Origin of the sequence: Nocardia salmonicida NBRC 13393 (assembly GCF_001613085.1) — a bacterium.
Classification (GTDB): domain Bacteria; phylum Actinomycetota; class Actinomycetes; order Mycobacteriales; family Mycobacteriaceae; genus Nocardia; species Nocardia salmonicida.
Genome location: NZ_BDBR01000024.1, coordinates 90278 through 104276 on the forward strand (window position 1 = coordinate 90278; position 13999 = coordinate 104276).

Genomic DNA, 13999 nt, shown 5'->3' on the forward strand with positions numbered 1-13999 from the left:
GGCCGTCGAACAGCATCAGAACTCAGGGACGCTTGTCGATATCAATCTGCTCGGTGGGAGTGTCGTAGTCCCCACGAGGGAACTGCGTGGTCGGCGCGTCGTCGCCGTCCCACCGAGTGGCCGCACTGTCATCCGGTGCCGTAGTAGGCGCGGGCGTCGGGCGGGTCCGACGAGGACTCGCATGAGCCGGAGTGCCACCACCGCGCAGCCCGAGGAACAACCCCGCCAGCAACGCCAGCACACCGAGCACGCCGAACACGATCGGCACCACGCGGCCGAACAGCGACAGCTTGTCGGTGTTCTCCTTGGCGATGGCGATCTGCGACTCGACGGTGGCCTCGTCGAACACCAGGTGCGACTTCAGCGCGGTGACCTCGGGCTTGTCCCCGGACCGCGCGTAGTACAGGTGGATCGACTCCCCACCCTTGATCACGGTGCCGGTCTCCGGCTCGACCCACAGGTCACGCACGTTGGTGTAGTAACGCGTCATGGTGACGGGGGTGTCGCCGCCCTCGACGCCCCACTTGGAGGCGGGCAGGGTGAGCCGGTTGGTCGGCGACTGCACGACGTCCCAGGTGCTGGTGACCGGCGCGGTCATCTGGAAGTGGTACACCTTCGTGTTGTTGATCTCGGTCTCTTCGATGAAGTTCGCGTCGAAGGACTTTCGCACATTGATGTCGAAGTACGGGTAGGTCTTCTTCTCGGTGCCGATCGGGAATCGGTAGCCGATGCCGGTGTGCTGCACCGGCTCCATGACGCTGCCTTCCTTGTCCACGGTCACCGCGATCGACCCGTTGGGGTTCGTCTCCACCGGCATGCCGGTGGTGCGCGAGATGGTGACGCGGTCGATGACGGCGGTGAGCAGGCCGGTGTCGCCCTGCACGTCGGTGCGCCGCAGCGTCTGACCCGCCTGCAGCGTCATATCGTCGGCGTCGGAGGGCTCCTCGACGGTGACGAAACGCTGGGAGACCAGCGGCACATCCTTGTTCACCACGGCGGCACCCTCACCGGAGGTCAACGACTTGGAGTCGAGGACGAGACTTTCCTCGCCCTTCTGGTTCTCCGCGATCGTGGTGATCTCGAGATCGAGTGGAGTCTTGGCGACTTTGCTCACCGTGTAGGTGGGGATCATCAGCGCGGCGACGAGTAATGCCGCGCCCAGACCCACGAGCACACAGGCGACCGTTCTTCTGGTACCGGCACTCAGTGCCATGCAAACTCTCCTCGTCGTTCGAACACGGATGGCCCGGTGGTCTGGTATTGCACCACAGGCACTCGTGAGCCCCGACACTAACAGCCCGGACTCCGAAGGTGCGGCGCTGTGCCGTGGAAATCGCCGACACGGCAGACTGGACCGCGATGACGACCGCCACCGCCCCCGTTTCGCCCCCGCGCGCCTTCATTCCCGCCCTCGAAGGAATGCGCGGGATGGCGGCGCTCGGTGTGTTGGTCACCCACGTGGCTTTCCAGACCGGAACGAGTGGGATATCGGTCCTCGGCCCGCTCCTGGAACGCTTCGATATGGCGGTCGCGGTGTTCTTCGCGCTGTCGGGTTTCCTGTTGTGGCGCCCACACGCGGCGGCCGCGCACGGTCTCGGCCGCGCGCCGAAGACCGCCCGCTACCTGTTGCACCGGGTGGTCAGGGTCATGCCCGCGTACTGGGTCGTTGTGGTGTTCGTCCTGCTGTTGCTGCCCGGCGCCGCGCATTCGGCGAACCTGCGGGTGTGGGTATCGAATCTGTTTCTGTTGCAGGTGTTCGTGCCGTTGACGTTGACCGATGGGCTCACGCAGATGTGGAGCCTGTCGGTGGAGATGGCCTTCTACCTGGTGTTGCCGCTGTTGGCCTGGCTGGTCGTGCGCCTGCGCGGCCCTGCGGCCCGGTGGCGGGTGCCGGTGCTGTGCGGGCTGATCGCGGTGTGTCTGACCTGGAACCTGTGGCCGGTCCCGACGCCGGACGCGATCCACTCCGACAACTGGCTGCCCGCCTACCTGCCGTGGTTCGCGGCGGGCATGCTCCAAGCGGAATTGATCCACCTCGCGCGACCGGATGTCCGGTGGGCCCGAATTCTGTCGAGTCAGCCCCTGATGTGGGCGTTCGCGCTCGCAGCGTTCCTGCTCTCGGCGACCGAGTACGGCGGCCCGGCCGGTCTGGAACGCGCGCAGCCGTGGCAGTACGCGATGAAGATGGTGCTCGGCATGATCCTCGGCTTCTGTCTGCTCGCGCCCCTGGTACTACGCCGGTCCGGCGCACCGCACCGCTGGCTGGAATCGCGAACGGCTTCGATCTTCGGCCGCTGGTCCTACGGCATCTTCGTGTGGCACCTGGTGGTGCTCACCGTGGTCTTCCCGGTCTTCGGCATCATGCCTTTCCACGGACACTTCCTCTACGTGCTCATCCTGACCACCGCCCTCACCCTCCCGCTGGCCGCCGCCAGTTTCGCCCTGATCGAAGAACCCGCGCGCCGCTGGGCGGCCCGCTGGGACAAGCGGACCGCGGCCGCGCGCGTCGAACCCGGGGCGGAATCGGTCGAGACCTCGGCGGTGCGCTGACTCGCGGTCAGCGACGGCGTGGGAGTGCCGCCACCCCCACTGCGACGACCGCGACAACCGCCGGTGCCTGGGCCCACAGCGAGCCGCCCATGTATTCGGTGCCGGAGCGCCAGGTCCCGGTCGACAGGGCCGCCGCGGAGATCAACGTCCCGAGGCCCGCGAGCCAGGGCAGTGTCCGAGCCGTCACCGCGGGCCGGAAGTAGTTGCAGCCCAACGTGATCAGCGTGAATCCCGCACCGAACGGCCCGGAGATGACAGCGATCACGCCGGTCAGCCCGATCGCCGCGACCCAGCCGGCCCCCCAGGTGCCCGGTGCCGGATCGACGTCGGGAGCCGCACGTCGACGCGGAATCGCCAGCAGAACAAGGGGAATCAGCAACAGCAGTCCGCCGAAGATCGCCAGCCGATACCAGCGGTCCGCCGGGAACGACACCGTGATCTCTCCGCTGGTCCCAGGCGGAACGAGCCAAGCCTGCTGCCAACCGTCGACAACGATGGGCGACAGTTCCCGCCCGTCCGCGGTGTGCGCCTGCCAGCCGACATTGGTGCTCAGCGGCAGGACCAGCAGCTGAGTACCCGAAGCCGGATCCGGGACATCGGCGGGAGGCGCCGGCGCGGGTTCGGCGGGGTCTTCCGGTGTGGCGTCGGTAGGGGTGACGGCTTTGCCGGGGTAGGGGTCGGTGCGCGGCAGGCGAAGCCGGTCGACGGTGAACAGTTCGGTCGGTGCGACGGTGAGGTCGGGGTGGCCGGGCAGGAGTTCGATGTCGGCCGCGTCCTCGGGGCACGGCTGCGCGGAAACCGGTGCGCCGGAGCGGAGTTCGTCGGCAGTGGCGGTGATCGTCGTGTGGACGGCGCGCCCACCGATGGCGATCACCGGCCCCGCGTCGCAGCCGATGGTGACGAGCCGGTCGCCCGGCGCGTGCGCGGGGTACTCGGGGCCGAGCACTTCCACTTCGGCCAGGCCCGCGGGCTGGGTGAGGACGAAGCCGAGCGCGGTGCGGTCCAGAACCTCGTTCCAGCTCTGGATGCTGATCTCTACGCGATCGGTTTCGGTGGGATACAGCGAGATCCGTGCCGGTTCACCGTGTTCGCGTTCGGGCAGTTCGCGGATCTGCGGACCGTTGCCCAGGTTCACCGCCACGGAGGTGGCGGTGGCGGGTAGCCCGCCGAGGGCGGTGGTGATGTCGAGTCCGGTCACCATCGTCGGTTCCGGAAGTTCCAGTACCAGTGTGGGTCTGCCGCCCGCGAGCTCGCGCACGGTGGATTCCGGTGCGGTCCAGGTGGTCTTCGGGTCGCCGTCGGTGGCCGCGAAGGCGGCGCCGCGCAGATCGGCGACATCGGCCTTGCCGCGCGCCACCGGCCTGGTCGGGTCGGTGAGCAACCCCTCCAGCGCGGGACCGGGTCGGGTGCGCACGGTGAGGTCGGTGCCTACGGTGAGCGGCTCCGGCACCGAGAGGGTGCGGCCGAAGATGCCGGGTTCCTCGGCGGGCAAGCCGAGTCCCTTACTGCAGTGCACGCGGTCGGGACCGTCGAAACAGTTACCGCGACCGGGGAATTCCTGTCCGAGATCCCATCCGCTGACAATCGTTCCCGCGGCGACATCGGGCAGCACCACCCGGTGCCGGATGTCGACGCGCACCGGGTCTTCCCGATTCGAATAGTCATCGAGCGTGAGTTCGCTGATCCCGAATTGCCCACCACGGGTGCCGGTTTCGGTGCGCGCCGCGGAGATCATCACCCAGTCGGACTTGCCCGCGGGCAGTGCGACGGACACGGGCTCACCGGGTTCGGTGATCCGCGCCGAGACCGTGCCGCGTTGGGTGCGCACCTCGACCCACTTCACCGGATCGCCCAGCGCCGCCGCCGCGGTGGTGAACCGCAGCGATCCGTTGGCGATCGGCTTGTCCAGATCGAGCCGAATCCATTGCCCGAGAGCGAATTCGGAGCCATTGCTGATCCACGCGGTGCTCGGATCGCCGTCCACGGCGGCCGCGGTGGAGCTACCGGGCGCCGCCCCGCCGATCTGGGTGGCGTCGGCGGCGGAGCTGGAGGCGGTGACCTTCGCGCCCGACCACTCGCCCTGCACGAGTTCGGTGCCTTCGACGGGATAGTCGGAGACCAGATTGTGGGTGCGCCGAGCATCGTCGGCGGCGCGCACCGCGGAGTTGTGATTGTCGACCCGGCCGAAGTCGGACTCTCGATCCATCGGAGTGTCGGTCAGCAATACGGGCCGCGGCGGCAACCCGGCACGCTGCGCGTCCGCTTCGAGAAGCACCGGCGCCGTGGGGTTCTCGCTGTCTCGACGCACCCGCTCCAGAACCTCGGGACCGCCTCGGACTACGGGGATCGAATCCAGCGGGGTGGTGTACGCGCCGGGGAATCCGGGCGGTGCCCCGGTACCGCTGCGCACGTCGACGGGCGTGCCGGGCGGCGGCACGTCGACCCGGTAGATCTCGACCGCCGGATAGGCGGGCAGCAGATCGTTGTCGACCACCAGTCCCGCATCCGCCGCGCGCGGCCCGATCTTCGCGCCGAACGAGGTCACCTTGGTCAACCCCGGCGAGCCCTCGATCGCGCGGTGCGCCAGGATCGGGCGGGTGGAACGCGACGTCTCGGGGTCGAGGTCGTTGCGCAACACCAGGATTCCGATGCCCTGGTCGGCGAGGGTCGCGGCGAGACCGGTCGAGGGCCTGCCGTCGGCGATCAGCCGCTGCACCGAATCCATCGCGCGAATCGTGCCCGGCGGATTCAGCGGAACCGAATCACGTACGGCCCATGGGGTACTCGCCAAGGCTTGCAACGGTTCGTCGCGGGTGAGTCCCCAGATCTGACTGCCGAACGGCGCGCCGGGCACCACGAGCGCGCGGGTGTCGGCGGCATTGTCGGCCAGCCAGTCGGCGGTATCGGTCCAGTAGGCGGGCACCCGGTCGTAGGCGCCGCGCGGGGCGAGTCGACCGGTCCACGCCAGTGAGGTCGCGAGGGTGAGCGCGGCCAGGACCAGCGCGGCGACCGCGACGAGCCGATCCCGCTCGGGATGGGCGAAAGAGCTGCGCCACACCGGCATCGGCACGGAGGCGGGCAGGGCGACGCGACCGAGCAGGTGCGCCAGCCCCACGACCAGCGGCAGCCGGATCAGCGGTTCGAGTTTGTGCACATTCCGCAGCGGCGCACCGCCGGAGTCGAGGAAGATCCGCACCGATTCGGCGAACGGCCCACCGAGCGTCCCGACATACCCGGCACAGATTCCCGCCAGCCCCACACACAGGATCAGCGCGAATCTGCCCCGAAACGGCATCGTCGACCGGGCGAGTCCGGCCATGCCTGCCGCCGCGAGCAGACCGGTCGCCAGAACCGCGGCAGGCTGGGTCACCAGGACCGCGCCGGCGATCCGCTCCGGCGAGACGAACGGCGTCCAACTATCGGTCCCGCGTAGCACCTCGCTCAGCGCGGCCCACTGCGTCGTCACTCCCGAGGACTCGATGAAATCGAGGAACGGCGGACTCACCTTGCCGAGCAGCAGCAGCGGCACCACCCACCACAAAGTGGCGAGTACCAGCAGCGGAATCCACGCCCGCGTAAACCGCCACCACTGCCGATTCGGCCGATAGGAAGCCCACCACAGCGCCGCGGGCAGGAACGCCGCCACGGTCGCCACGGCATTGACCGATCCCATCAGCGCCAACGCCAACGCACTGCCCGCGGGAGAGAGCGGGCCGCCGCGCCGTCGTTTGATCGCCGTGCCGAGTGCCGCGGGCGCGAGCAGAACCCACGGGGCCAGCATCATGGGCAGGGTTTCCGAGGAGATCGAGCCGAGCGTGGTGAGCACTCGCGGCGACAACGCGAAGGCGATGCCCGCGATCACGCGTGACCCGCGCGAGCCGATGCCGAGCGTTTCGCACAGCTTGACGATGCCCCAGAACCCGGCGAGCAGGAGCAGCGCCCACCAGACGCGCTGGGTGACCCACGCGGGCAGGTGCAGCAGGTGCCCGGCCGAGAAGAACGCGCCGTGCGGGAAGAAGTAGCCGTAGGCCTGGTTCTGGACCTGGCCCATCGGGGCCTGGCTGCTCCACAGGTGCGATGCCCGCGCGAGGAAGCCGAGCGGGTTCTGCGCGAGGTCGTATTTGGTGTCGGCGACGGTGAGGCCGGGCGCCTGCGCGAAGGTCAGTACGAAGGCGGCTACTACCGAGCCGACGAGCCAGCGCCAACCCAGTGGCGCCCTGTCCGGTTGCCCCGATGCGGGGCGCGACGCGCGGGCGTCAGCCTCAGCGGCTGCCGTATTCAGGTGCGTTGAGCAGCGAGGAGTCTTTGTCACCGCTGCGGTCGATCGAGGGCGCCGTGTTCTGCTGCACCGCCGCCGTGATGGCGAAGACGGCGATCGCGCTCAGCAAGGCGCCGCCGACCGCGCTGGCAACAGCCGGAACAGCAAACTTCATCGCGCACTCCAATACGCTCGGCGTCGGGGCCTGTCTCCGGCAAACCTAGCAGGTCTATCGGGCTCGGTCAGTCGTTGGGCAGCTCGCAACGCAGGGCGCCGAGCAGGGTGCGAAGTTTGGCGGTCGTCTCGGCCAGCTCCGCCATGGGGTCGGAGGCCGCCACGATCCCGCCGCCCGCACTGGCTCGCAGGACGCGCTGATCGGCGGATAGTTCGCCGCCGCGAATCGCCACGACCCATTCGCCGTCGCCGTCGTCGTCACACCAGCCCACCGCCCCGCCGTAGAACCCGCGCCACGGTTCGTCGGAGGTGATGGCGTCGAGCGCGGCGGCGAAGGGCGTGCCGTTGACAGCGGGGGTCGGGTGCAGCAGCAGCGCCAGGTCGAGTGCGGTGGTCGACGAATCGCGCAGCACGCCGTGGATGGGCGTGGCGAGGTGCCAGACCTGTTCGGTGCTGAGGAGTTCGGGCGCGTCGGGGATGTGGAGCTTCGCGCAGACCGGCGCCAGTTGCGCACGGATCCAATCGATCACGAAGGCGTGCTCGTCGTGATTCTTGGTGCTGGACAACAGCGCTGCGGCCTGCTTCGCGTCATCGGCGGGGTCGGCGAGGCGGGGGAGGGTGCCTGCCAGCGGATGCAGGCTCACGCGATCGCCGCGCCGTGCGACCAGTACTTCGGGCGTCGCGCCGATCAGCGTCTCGCCCGCTCGCCCTGCCGCGGACAGATCTACCGCGTACACCGCGGCGTTCGGATGCCTGGTCAGCAGGTGACCGGCCAGCACCTCCGGTTCCAGCGGCGCGTCGGCCGCCAGCACCATCGACCGCGCGGCCACCACTTTGCGCAGTTCGTTCGCGGGGTCGCCGAGTAGCTCGACCAGCTTCGTCACCCGGGCTACATGCTCTGGTGCACTGGGTATCTCGGCCACCACCCGCACGCCGGGCAACGCGGGCAGCGCGGCGGGCCGCCACGGACCCGCAGTGTGCAGCACGCTCTCGGGCTCCCAGAGCGCGGCCGCCGTGCGCGGATCGAACGGCAGCGCACCGACGATGAACCTCGGCGCAGTCGTCCGACGCAATGCCGCGACCGCCTGCCGGGGATCCGAATAGGTCGCGCGCACGCCCGAAGTCCGCAACACCGCGTCGGGTCGAGCGAGCAGGAATTCGTTCATGGTGTCTCGACCATAGCTCCGAGACCGTGGCATCGATTCGGGAGAGCGATCGAACTCTCACTGGTCGGGCGGCACCAGGAAGACCGGCCGGTGGCCGTGCTTGAGCACCGCCTCGGCGACACTGCTGTGCAACAGCGCGCGCAACCCCGTTGAACCGCGCGTACCGGCGACGATGATGTCGACGTCGAGCTCATCGGCGCAGGCCACGATGGCGTTCCAGACCGTGGTCGTGCACTCGGCGGTGCGCGGTTCGGCGTCGATCCCGGCCAGTTTCGCCAGGTGCACACCCTCGGCGTTGATCTTGCGGGCGTCGGAGTAGGCGATGTCCTCCACCTCCTCGTCGGGCACCCAGTCCGGCTGCATCACCCCGGAGATCCCGGAGATGCGCGCGGCCTGGCGCACCATCGGTTCCCATGCGGTGAGCAGAATCGCGCGTTCGGCGGTCAGGAACCGCCCGGCGTACTCGATGGCTCGTTTGGCGTGTTCGGACCCGTCGTAGGCGATGAGCATCCGATCGCATGCCATGACGACCTCCTGCGCTGGTCGGAGCGGCTTTTCCTCAGGTTACCCCCGGGCGGAGGGTATCTATCCGAACCAGCGTTGTGGGGTTCGCGACCCGGGCGGGCTAACGTGGAGCGCATGCGGAAATCGCCTGTGGTCGTGTTCGCAGTCCTCGCCGCCGTTGCCACCGCTTGTTCGGGAGGATCATCGAACGAGACGACGCCCGCGGCCAGTAGCAGCGGAGTGGCCGCCCCCTCTGTCGCTGGGGAGTCGAGTGCGCCCGCGTCGGCGACGCCGATCCAAAGCAATTGCGGCGCAGACTATCTCGCCAAACTCTCCCAGCGGGAGAAGCTCGCCCAGCTGCTGACCGTCGGCATCACCGGTTCGGCGGATGCCTCGAATGTGGTGAGTTCGGAGCAGGTGGGCGGCATCTTCGTCGGCAGCTGGACCGATCCGAGCCTGCTCGACCGTGCCGCGCTCGACGCGGTGAAAGCTCAGGCCAAGGTGCCCCTGATGGTGACGATCGACGAAGAGGGCGGGCGTGTCTCGCGCGCGAAGAACGTGATCGGCGCCGTGCCGTCGGCCCGCGATATCGCGCAGACCCAGACCCCTGAGCAGTTCTACCAGCTCACCCTGACCAGGTCGAAGGCGCTGAAGGACGTCGGCATCACGGTCGATTTCGCGCCCGATGTCGATGTCAGCAGCCAGCCCGACGACAGCGTGATCGGCGACCGCTCCTTCAGCGACGATCCGAAGGTCGTCTCCGAATTCGCGGGGGCCTACATCCGCGCGTCCAACGAGGTGGGCCTCGGTTCGGTGATCAAGCACTTCCCCGGCCACGGTTCTGGCTCGGGCGACTCGCACACCGGCGCCGTGACCACCCCGCCGCTGGATCAGTTGCAGAACACCGACCTGGTGCCGTTCCGCGATCTGGTGAACTCCGGCGCGGCGGTGATGGTCGGTCACCTCGACGTCCCCGGCCTTACCGCGCCCGGTGTGCCCGCCAGCATCAGCCCGGCTGCGATGACGCTGCTGCGTGAGGGCACCGGCTACGGCGCTCCGCCGTTCAACGGTCCGATCTTCACCGACGATCTCAGCGGCATGGCCGCCATCACCGCCCGCATGTCCATCGTCGACGCGGTCGAGGCCACCCTCCTCGCGGGCGCCGACAACGCGCTGTGGATCAGCAGCGACGCGGTGCCGCAGGTACTCGACCGTTTGGAACAGTCGGTCTCTAGTGGCAAACTGCCCGCCGACCGGGTCGACACTTCCGTACTGCGGATGGCGCGCTACAAGGGCGTAGCGCTGGGCTGCTGATCGTGCCCGGCGACTGTGCGGCAAATGAGCGCGGGTGAACTTACCTTGAAGTAAGATAGGTGGTTCACCCTGCGGTAGGAGAGTGGATGGCAGGCGGGACCAAGCGACTTCCCCGGGCGGTTCGTGAGCAGCAGATGCTCGATGCCGCCGTCGAGGTGTTCGCGCGAAAAGGCTTCCACGACACATCGATGGATGCCATCGCCGCCGAGGCGAAGATCTCCAAACCGATGCTCTACCTGTACTACGGCTCCAAGGACGAGCTGTTTCGCGCCTGCATCCAGCGCGAGGGGCTACGTTTCATCGAAGCCGTCGCGCCCGCGGGCAACCCGCAACTGACCCCCCACGAACAGGTCCGCACCGCGCTGGAGGGCTTCCTCGATTTCGTCGACCGCAATCGGCAGTCCTGGCAGGTTCTCTACCGACAGGCTATCGGTCAGCAAACTTTCGCCTCCGAAATCGACAATGCCCGTGAGCGCGTCATCGAGCTCACCGCGAAACTGCTGGAATCCAGTGCCAAGAACGCCGACCCCGGCACCAATTTCGAGGTCGTCGCGGCGGCGGTGATCGGCGCGGGTGAGGCCATCGCCGACCGGGTCGCGAGCGGGCGGATCGAAGTGGCCGAGGCGGTCGACCTGCTCGACGATCTCGCCTGGCGCGGTCTGGCAGGTCGGAAGAAGACCGACTAGCGGTTGCGCTGCGCCCCGTCGGCTGCGATCGTGCACGGTTGACGTTTCACGAAAGACGGGGTGGCAGTGTTCGGTGTGTTGAAGCCGTGTGCGCACGGCGCGGCGAAATATGGCATCGATCCGGGGCAGTGGCAGGCACACATGTGCGGGCTGTGTCTGGGTCTGCGTGACGGGCACGGCCAGCTGGCCCGTGCGGCAACCAATACCGATGCGATCGTGCTCAGTGTGCTCACCGAGGCGCAGTCGGGTGCCGGTGCGCGCACGACCGCGGGACCGTGTCCGCTGCGCGGAATGAAGCGCGCTTCGGTGGTCGCCTCGAGCGCGCCGGGCGTGCGCTTGGCCGCCACTGCGTCACTGCTGTTGGGCGCGGCCAAGATTGGCGATCACGTCGACGACGGTGATGCGTCCGCTGTTGCCCGTGGTCCGATGCGCAGGGTGTCGAACTCCTGGGCGGCACGAGCCGAACAGCAGGCAGACCTGATCGGGCTCGATGTGCGGCCGATGCTGAACGCGATCGGCACCCAGTCCGCGCTGGAGTCCCGCGCGGCGGCCTTCAGCGCGCAAGGGCATGCGGGCGGTCCGGGTTCGATCTCGCTCGACGAACTCACCGGGCCGACTCAACTCTGTGCCGCCACCCTCTTCGGGCATACCGCCACGCTGGCCGGTCGCCCGGAAAACGTTGCCGCTCTCCAGGAGATCGGTCGGCACGTCGGTCGTATCGCGCATCTGGCCGATGCCATCGAAGACCTCGAACGCGACCGTGCCCGCGGCCGTTTCAATCCACTGGAGGCCACCGGCACGGATATGCCCCGGGCCTACGATCTGCTGCGCGAGAGCGAATCCCACATCCGTCGGGCCGCGGCCGAGGCCGAACTCGATCAGCTGCCGACCGTGCGCTGGGCGCTGCTCGATCCGCTGGCGAGCCTGCTGCGAAGCCTCGGCCGTGGTCTCGGCATCGCGGTCGGACATGCCTGTCGTACTTCCGTTACGGCTCAACAGCATTCGCCGTACGAGTTTCCGTCGTCGCCGAGTCGCCGCCCGGGTCGTCCTGGTCCGTTCAAGGCCAGTGGGCTGATCCTGGGCGTCTATTGCACCGGCATGGCCTGCTGTGTCGATCACACCAGTCCGTGCACCGGCGAACAGAAGGACGCCTGGGCCAAGAACTGCGACTGCGACAGTTGCTGCGATTGCGGTGACTGCTGCGGTAACTGCTGCGGCGAGGACTGCGGCTGCGGCGACTGCAGTTGCGATTGCGGCTGCTGACGAAAAAAAACTCGCGTGGTGGCGAATCGCCGACCGCGCGAGCCTTTTACCGTCGAACCCCTACTCGCACTTCACAATCGGGATCGGGTCGTACTTCACGGTCCGCGTATGCCGCGACACCTGGGCGCCGGACTTCGCGTCGGTGATCACCCTGGTGTCGGAGATGGTGAAGCCGGGCGCACCCTCGGAGGCGATGCAGTCCTTACCCTTGGGCAGGACGACCTCGTTGGGCTCGGTCGGCTTCGACTTCTCACCCGTAATCGATTCCACGTTCACGGTTTTGGTGCCCCACAACCGCACGGTGATGTCGGATCCGGTGGCGACCGCCTGAATGTAGACACCAGTCGTGCCGGTGTTGCGGAATGCCAGGTCGATCGCACCGTCGAACACGGTCGCCTCGCGCGCGGCCGGGTAGCGCGAGATGTAGTAGCTGTGCTCGGTGTGTCCGCCGTCTTCCATCCCGGCGAAGTAGGCCGCGTTGTAGAGCGTGGTGGCGAACTGGCTGATGCCGCCGCCCACCGCGGTACTAGGCCTGCCCTTGTCGATGATGCCCGACTCCACATAGCCTTCCGCGGCGGTGCGCGGACCGGTGAACTCGTTGAGCGAGAACGTATCTCCCGGCTTGATCACCGCCCCGTCGACCTTGGCGGCGACGGTGCGGATGTTCACTCCGGAGGGGCCGCTGAAGCCGCCGGTGGTGAACTGGCCGATCGTCTCGTTCACCCCGAGCGCGTTCGCGGCCTCGGTGGTGAGCTTGGGCTCGACGCGCTGATACACCACCGGGGTGGTGCGCGGACCCGGCTGCGTGAGCAGGGCGGGCAGCTTCTCCAGCGTCTTGGGCCAGTCGATCTTCTCGCCGACCACAGCGGGCACGACGGTCGGCTTACCCGCACCGACCGTGAAGGTGGCGTCCTTGGGTTCCATCTCGGACTTCGCCAATTGCGTTGCGAGCAACGCGATTACGGCGTCGTTGTTGATCTGGGGCGCCAGTCCGCCATTGCCGTCGGGGACGAAACCGAGCACGTCAGCGATCTGGCCGGTGGTCAGCGAGGCTTGAACGTCCTTGCCGGACAAGGTGATCGGTGAGGCGACAGCCGGCGTCGCGATCTCGCGCAACGCCGCCTGTACGGCATCGGTGCGCACGGCGACGGGTGCGGCCACCACGGGCAGATCCAGTTGGCTGCTGGCGGCCCAGCGGTCGGTGATGGTGGTGCGCGCGGCCTCGGTGTCGAGCACCCGGCCGGGCACCGGCGCGACCGCGACGGGTCTGCCGTTCTCGAACCGCACCGTGCCTTCGACAGTCGGATTGTCGTGGACGCGGAAATCAGCGAGCTGTGCGTCGAGAGCCGCGGTGTCGACGGTGCTCGACACCGGTACCTCGCGGGTGCCGAACAGGGAGATCAGTCGGCTCACCGGGTTCAACGGCTGACCGCCGACGGCGTCCCAGGTGCGGTCGTAGTCCACCGACAGACCGGCTGCGGCAGGCACCATGCTCGCCTGCACGTCACCGATCCGTACGGGGAGCGGTCGTTCGGCCTTGGGTCCGAGCTCGGTGTGCAGCAGCGCGTCGGCTTCGGCCTGGTCCATCCCGCCGATGTCGATACCGGCGACGACGACGCCGCGCGCCACCTCACCCGAGCTCAACGCGAGGTCGGCCAGGTAGGCGGCGGTTCCGACGGCCAGCACGGCGCCGACCGCGATTCCGATGCGCTTGACCAGCTGCTGGTTGCCCGGCGGGGTCGGCGGCTGGTTGCCCGCCGGGCCGGGAGTGGGTGACCAGCGATCGCGGGTCACGGTGTTCAGGGGCTGGGTGAGGGCGGTGGTGTCCGGATCGAAAGTGCGATTTGATTCGAGCAGCTTGCGTAATCCGACCTCGCCCCTTCGGTCGGCCGGTTGTCCGGCGGTCGACTCGCTGGGCACGGAGGTCCTTCCGTTAGGTTGGCCCCGAATGTTTGCGGGGTCCGGCCCGAGGGTAACGCGCTTCGGCGCGCTCGGCAGCTCGGCACCGGGTCGGGGGCAGCAGAAAGGCTCCGTGTAGTTGCCGGGTCGGGGGTCTGGCAACTACACGGAGCCGATCTGTTTAT

The 13999-nt window shown here is 68.3% G+C and carries 10 protein-coding genes; 4 read left to right on the forward strand and 6 right to left on the reverse strand.

Annotated features, from left to right (window positions below; genetic code table 11):
- Nucleotides 1–22: 22 nt before the first annotated feature.
- The gene (gene pgfA, locus NS1_RS23235) at nt 23–1213 is read right to left on the reverse strand and encodes a cell envelope lipid trafficking protein PgfA (protein ID WP_062987717.1); all 1191 of its coding nucleotides are present in this window, start codon (nt 1211–1213) and stop codon (nt 23–25) included.
- A 146-nt stretch (nt 1214–1359) separates the two neighbouring features.
- Between pgfA and NS1_RS23240 the strand changes: the two genes are divergently transcribed.
- Nucleotides 1360–2550, forward strand: a complete 1191-nt coding sequence (locus NS1_RS23240; protein WP_062987835.1) for an acyltransferase family protein — start codon at nt 1360–1362, stop codon at nt 2548–2550.
- Between the two features lie 7 nt (nt 2551–2557).
- On the opposite strand, the gene NS1_RS23245 is transcribed toward NS1_RS23240, so the two are convergent.
- The 4 genes from NS1_RS23245 to NS1_RS23255 all read right to left on the reverse strand — a co-directional run bounded on the left by NS1_RS23245 (nt 2558) and on the right by NS1_RS23255 (nt 8673).
- A complete protein-coding gene (locus tag NS1_RS23245) occupies nt 2558–6832 on the reverse strand; it encodes an alpha-(1->3)-arabinofuranosyltransferase (RefSeq protein ID WP_084503940.1) in 4275 nt (1424 codons plus the stop codon).
- Nucleotides 6813–6983 (reverse strand): DUF2613 domain-containing protein, encoded by a 171-nt coding sequence (locus tag NS1_RS39240; RefSeq protein ID WP_022566695.1) that lies wholly within the window; start codon nt 6981–6983, stop codon nt 6813–6815. The genes NS1_RS23245 and NS1_RS39240 overlap by 20 nt, the downstream gene beginning before the upstream one ends.
- 67 nt (nt 6984–7050) lie before the next feature.
- Nucleotides 7051–8148, reverse strand: a complete 1098-nt coding sequence (locus NS1_RS23250) for an isochorismate synthase (protein WP_062987721.1) — start codon at nt 8146–8148, stop codon at nt 7051–7053.
- Between the two features lie 57 nt (nt 8149–8205).
- Entirely contained in the window at nt 8206–8673 is a 468-nt protein-coding gene (locus NS1_RS23255) for a universal stress protein (protein WP_062987723.1), read from the reverse strand.
- 114 nt (nt 8674–8787) lie between these two features.
- On the opposite strand from NS1_RS23255, the gene NS1_RS23260 reads away from it, so the two are divergent.
- The 3 genes from NS1_RS23260 to NS1_RS23270 all read left to right on the forward strand — a co-directional run bounded on the left by NS1_RS23260 (nt 8788) and on the right by NS1_RS23270 (nt 11915).
- A complete protein-coding gene (locus NS1_RS23260; protein ID WP_062987725.1) occupies nt 8788–9966 on the forward strand; it encodes a glycoside hydrolase family 3 N-terminal domain-containing protein in 1179 nt (392 codons plus the stop codon).
- Between the two features lie 86 nt (nt 9967–10052).
- Nucleotides 10053–10652 (forward strand): TetR/AcrR family transcriptional regulator, encoded by a 600-nt coding sequence (locus NS1_RS23265; protein ID WP_056823668.1) that lies wholly within the window; start codon nt 10053–10055, stop codon nt 10650–10652.
- A gap of 60 nt (nt 10653–10712) precedes the next feature.
- Complete coding sequence (locus NS1_RS23270; RefSeq protein ID WP_255284652.1) at nt 10713–11915, forward strand: DUF5685 family protein; 1203 nt, start codon at nt 10713–10715, stop codon at nt 11913–11915.
- A gap of 60 nt (nt 11916–11975) precedes the next feature.
- On the opposite strand, the gene NS1_RS23275 is transcribed toward NS1_RS23270, so the two are convergent.
- Entirely contained in the window at nt 11976–13835 is a 1860-nt protein-coding gene (locus NS1_RS23275; protein WP_062987729.1) for a VanW family protein, read from the reverse strand.
- Nucleotides 13836–13999 lie beyond the last annotated feature (164 nt).